This window comes from Kitasatospora sp. NPDC059577 (genome assembly GCF_042735475.1).
In the GTDB taxonomy this organism is placed as follows: Bacteria; Actinomycetota; Actinomycetes; order Streptomycetales; family Streptomycetaceae; genus Kitasatospora.
Genome location: NZ_JBHWBZ010000004.1, coordinates 121,903 through 126,874, shown reverse-complemented (window position 1 = coordinate 126,874; position 4,972 = coordinate 121,903). Strand labels below are relative to the sequence as shown.

General features: G+C 74.8%; 5 protein-coding genes and 1 pseudogene. All 6 read left to right on the top strand.

Features of this window, described 5'->3' with window-relative positions:
* The first annotated feature begins 159 nt into the window (after positions 1–159).
* The 6 genes and pseudogenes from ACFV0O_RS05975 (at position 160) to ACFV0O_RS05950 (ending at position 4,738) form a co-directional block, all read left to right on the top strand.
* A complete protein-coding gene (locus ACFV0O_RS05975) occupies positions 160–720 on the top strand; it encodes a heme-binding protein (protein WP_380336925.1) in 561 nt (186 codons plus the stop codon).
* Positions 721–942: 222 nt separating this feature from the next.
* Positions 943–1,368, top strand: coding sequence for a hypothetical protein (locus ACFV0O_RS05970; protein ID WP_360253849.1), 426 nt, complete (start codon positions 943–945; stop codon positions 1,366–1,368).
* Between the two features lie 178 nt (positions 1,369–1,546).
* A pseudogene (locus ACFV0O_RS05965) lies at positions 1,547–2,026 on the top strand (NAD(P)-dependent oxidoreductase); the annotation flags it as partial.
* Complete coding sequence (locus ACFV0O_RS05960; RefSeq protein WP_380337203.1) at positions 2,018–2,446, top strand: NAD-binding protein; 429 nt, start codon at positions 2,018–2,020, stop codon at positions 2,444–2,446. The pseudogene ACFV0O_RS05965 and the gene ACFV0O_RS05960, both read left to right, overlap by 9 nt.
* Positions 2,447–2,620: 174 nt before the next feature.
* The gene (locus ACFV0O_RS05955) at positions 2,621–3,199 is read left to right on the top strand and encodes a flavodoxin family protein (RefSeq protein ID WP_380336922.1); all 579 of its coding nucleotides are present in this window, start codon (positions 2,621–2,623) and stop codon (positions 3,197–3,199) included.
* 396 nt (positions 3,200–3,595) lie between these two features.
* Positions 3,596–4,738, top strand: coding sequence for an LPXTG cell wall anchor domain-containing protein (locus ACFV0O_RS05950; RefSeq protein ID WP_380336920.1), 1,143 nt, complete (start codon positions 3,596–3,598; stop codon positions 4,736–4,738).
* Positions 4,739–4,972: the final 234 nt, after the last annotated feature.

Genomic DNA, 4,972 nt, shown 5'->3' with positions numbered 1-4,972 from the left:
GACGCCGCTGTCGTCCATCTGGCGCGGACGCACGCGCGGGACGGTGGTGGGGGGGGGCCCGCCCCGGGGGGGTGGTTCGGAGCCCGCCGCCGGGCGCCCCCCGCCCCGGCGCCCGCCCGATCCCCACCCCACCCCGCAGACCCGCTGAGGAGCTGGACCATGAAGAAGACCTCCGTGCGCACCCGGGTGCTGACCGGCACCGTCGCCGCCGCCGCGATCGCCGCCGCCACCGTGGGCGCCGTCTCGGCCAGCGCCGAGACCACCGACACCCCGGCCGCCCCGGCTGCCGTGAAGGTCGACACCCAGAACAAGGACCTCGCGCAGAGCACCGGCCTGACCATCGACGCCGCCACCCGCGCCGCCCAGGCCGCCCTGGACGCGGCGACCAGGGCCGGCCAGCACGTCTCGGTCGCGGTCGTCGACCGGGACGGTGTCACCCGGGTGCTGCTGAAGGGCGACGGCGCCGGCCCGCAGGCCCCGGAGTCGGCCGAGCGCAAGGCCTTCACGGCGGTCTCCTGGAACGCGCCGACCTCGGAGCTGGCCAAGCGCCTGGCCCAGGCCCCCAACCTGAAGGACATCCCGGGCACGCTGTTCCTGGCCGGCGGCGCCCCGGTGCAGTCGAAGGGCGCTCCGGTCGCGGCGATCGGCGTCGCGGGCGCGCCCAGCGGCGACCTGGACGAGCAGTTCGCGCAGGCCGGCGTCGCCGCGCTGGCGAAGTGACCCCTCCCCGCAGGGCCGCCCCGTCGGCGGGGTGACCCCGCGCCCCCGTCGCCCGTCGGCGGGGTGACGACCCGGCCGGTCGGCCGTCCCGTGACGCCGGATGGCCGACCGACCGGGTTCATTGACTCGTTCGGGTGAACGCAGGGAGGGTCGCCGCAGAACACGGGGTGACCCTTCGAAAAGCCGCTGCCGCTGTCAGTGCCGCGTGGCAGGCTTCCCGGTATGACGGCGTGGACCCTCAACGACATCGAACGTGCGATCCGCTCCTCCTGGGGTGTCGACACTTGTGCGCCCGAGGATCTGGCCCACTGGCGTCCCGACAATCCCGCCCGCGGCCAGTGCGGGGTGACGGCGATGGTGCTGCACGACCTGCTCGGCGGCGAGCTGATGATGGGCGAGGTGTACGTCGACGGGGTCCGGACGGACCTCCACTGGTGGAACCGCTTCGCCACCGGCTTCGAGATCGACCTCACCCGCGAGCAGTTCGGGCCGGACGAACTGGTCGGGCCGGGCCGACCGGTCGCCCGCCCGGCCCGCCCCGGCCGGCTGCAGGCCCAGTACGAGCTGCTGCGCGGCCGGGTGATCGCCGAGCTGGAGCGCGGGGCCGCCGTACACCGCGACCGGATGCCGGCGCGCGCCTGCGCGTGAGCGCCGGGCGCCCTGCGCGTCGGCGTGTCCCGCGAATCCGTGTCCCCCGAGTCCCGTACGTGCCGGGCGTGCCGGGCGTGCCGTACGTCCGGTGCGTCGTGTGCGTCCGGTGCTCTCCGTGAAAGGCCGGGCCCGGTGATCCCCTGACGTACAGTCGGCCGCAGGTGAGCGGCAACGGCGACGGGAGTGGGCGATGACCGGAACGACGGTCGGCTTCGTGGGGCTCGGGGCGATGGGACGGGGCATGGCCGGCAGTCTGCTGCGGGCCGGTCACGCCGTACGGGTCTGGAACCGCTCGCCCGGGCCGGTGGCCGCCCTGGCCGCCGAGGGCGCGCAGGCGGCCGACTCGCTCGCCGACGTGTTCGCCGCCGACACGGTCGTCTCCATGCTCGCCGACGACGACGCGGTCGAGCGCCTGCTGCTCGACCCCGCCCTGCTGGACGGCGCCGCGGCCACCCTGCACGTCAACATGGCCACCGTCTCGCTCGCGCTCGCCGAACGGGCCGAGGCGCTGCACGCCGAGCACGGCATCGGCTACGTCGCGGCGCCCGTCCTCGGCCGGCCGCCGGTCGCGGCGGAGGGCCGGCTGAACATCCTGACCGCGGGCGCCGCGGATCTGCTCACCAGGGCCGAGCCGCTGTTCGCCGCGATGGGCGAACGCACCTGGCACTTCGGTGAGAGCCCCCGGCAGGCCAACACCGCCAAGATCGGCGTCAACTTCCTGCTGGCCTGCGCGATCGAGTCGATGGCCGAGGCGTGCAGCCTGGCCGACGCCAACGGGGTCCGGCCGACCGACCTGATCGAGATGCTCACCAGCACGCTCTTCCCCGGGCCGGTCTACTCCGGGTACGGCGCGATGGTGGCCGAGCGCCGCTACGAGCCGGCCGGCTTCCGGCTGCCGCTCGGGCTCAAGGACGTCGGCCTCGCCCTGGAGGCGGGCGCCGCGCGGAACGTGCCGCTGCCGTTCGGCAGCATCCTGCGGGACGCCTTCCTGGACGCCCTGGCCCACGGCGACGGAGACAAGGACTGGGCGGCGGTCGCCGCCGTCGCCCGTCGCCGGGCCGGACTGCCGGAGTGACCCCGGGCGCACCGCCCGGGATGGTGGCCGACCGGTCCGGGGACCCGGCGGACCGGCCGGAGTGACCCCGGGCGCGCCGCCCGGGTGACCGGCCGACGGGGCGCGGACGGGGAATAACCGGCGCGCGGCTGCTGCTCGCACCCCCGTCCACACCACTGACCCGGGGGAGTTCCGATGTCCGACCAGCCGTCCGGTGCCGAGGCGCCGCGCCGTTTCCTGTTCCTCGACGCCAGCGCGCGCACCGACGGCAACTCCGCCCGGCTCGCGCGGCTCGCCGCCGAGTCGAGCCTGCCGGCGGGCGCCGAGCAGCGCTGGCTGCGGCTCGCCGAGTACCCGCTGCCGCCCTTCCGGGACGAGCGGCACGACGGCGACGGCACGTACGCCGAGCCGACCGGGCACGCGAAGACCCTGCTGGACGCCACCCTGGCGGCCACCGACGTGGTCCTCGTCGCGCCGCTGTACTGGTACACCCTGCCGACCGACGCCAAGCTCTACCTCGACCACTGGTCGGGCTGGATGCGGGTCCCCGGGCTGGACTTCCGCGCCCGGATGGGTGGCCGCACCCTGTGGGGCGTCACCGCCCTCAGCGGCACCGACGACAACGCCGAGCCGCTGATCGGCACGCTCCGGCTGAGCGCCGGGTACATGGCGATGCGCTGGGGCGGCGTGCTGCTCGGCAACGGCAGCCGTCCGGGGGACGTGCTGCGCGACGAGCGGGCACTGATCGCGGCCAAGTCCTTCTTCGCCGGCTGACGTCCGTCCCGTCCCGGGCACCGTCCTGCCCCGGGCACCGTCGCGCCCCGGGCACCGGTCGACCGCAGGCCCGGACGCCGGTCCGCCGCCGATCCGGCACCACCCGACCCGACCCGGACCGTACCGCTCCCGCCCGCGGGTGCGGTACGGTCCTTCGGACGTGTACCCGTCACCCTCCGGTCATCATTTGGCAAAGCGCAAAAGCCTTGAAGCCGGACGGAGTTGGACGAAGCGGGCATCTCTCCTTCACGTCCGGGTGACAGTGCGGCACCCGCCTTCCGAACCGGCCGGATCGTTCGGTACTCTCCGTCGCACTTTCAGCTTCGCGGGGGGACGCGGCGTCTGCGGCCGCCCCTCGCGCCCGGGCCTCGCCCGGAAACGTCCGTGAGGTCTCCCTTGTCCATACGTCGCAGTCTCGCCCTCGCCGGCGCCGCCGCTCTCGCGTCCTCGCTCGTGCTGGCCGGCGCCCAGGGCGCCATGGCCGTCGGCACCACCGGCTCCCCGTCCTCCGCCGCCACGGCCGAGAAGGCGGGGCACCAGAGCCTCGACCTCTCGGTGCGCGGTGTCCCCGGGACCTTCTTCGCCGGTGACGACGCCCGCGAGTTCACCTACCGGATCGACAACTCGACCAAGACCGACTTCGTCGCCTACCCGCTGCTGAAGTTCAAGAACAAGGCGGGCTCGCTCAAGGCGAAGGACCTCAAGCTCGAGTACCAGCTGCCGGCCTCGCTGCCCGGCGGCGGCACCTGGAAGCCCGCCGCCATCGCCCCCGGTGGCGGCGACGGCGACGACAGCGCCGTGCTGATGTTCCTCGGCGGGATCACCGACAGCGGCGACGCCGCCGACGGCGCGCTGCTCTACATCGCGCAGGGCAAGAGCATCGACATCAAGGTCCGCGCCGCCTTCACCAAGGACGCGCCGCTGGGCAAGGCCGGGGTCGTGCCGGTGGTCTTCTCCGCCGACGCCAACGACGCGAACGACAACGGGCACTTCAGCTGCGACGGCATCAAGGGCGCCGGCTTCACCATCAAGGCCGGTGGCGGCAAGCCCAGCCCGACCCCCACCCCGACCAAGACCGGCACGCCCACCCCGACCAAGACCGGCACGCCCACCCCGACCGCGAGCCACTCGTCGACCGCGTCGCCGACCGCCACGGCCACCTCCACCGCGACGGGCACCTCGACCCCGACCACCGGGCCGACGACCCCGGCGCCGACCGGCACGGCCTCCGGCACCGCCTCGCCGTCGGCCTCGCCGTCCGCGTCCGGCACCACCGAGGCCCCGGCGCCGTCCGGCAGCACCGATGCCCCGCAGCCGATCGACTTCCCGGTCCAGCCCCCGAACGTCACCCCGCCGAAGATCACCCCGGGCGGGGTCAGCAAGGCCAAGACCGACGCCGCCGCCGCGGACAAGTCCCTGGCCCAGACCGGTGGCGGCGACGACACCACCGGGATCGCGATCGCCGGCGGCGCCGTCCTGGCGGCCGGTGTCGGCACCCTCGTGGTGCTGCGCCGTCGCAAGGCCGGTCAGCAGGGCTGACGCCCGGCCGACGCCCGGCCGGGGTACGGCCGGGGTCGGACCCGACGCGCGGCCGGCACCCGGCCGGCGCGCGGCTGACCTGGGGGAACCGTTTCCCGGGTGCCCCCGTGCCGCCCGCACCGTCCACCGGGCGGGCACCCGGGGGGCCCGGGGGGGTCTACGTCTGTGTGTTATTCACAAATTTAGCTGGCGGCGAATATGGTAGTGTATATATAGGTGGTGGGCGGATGATAT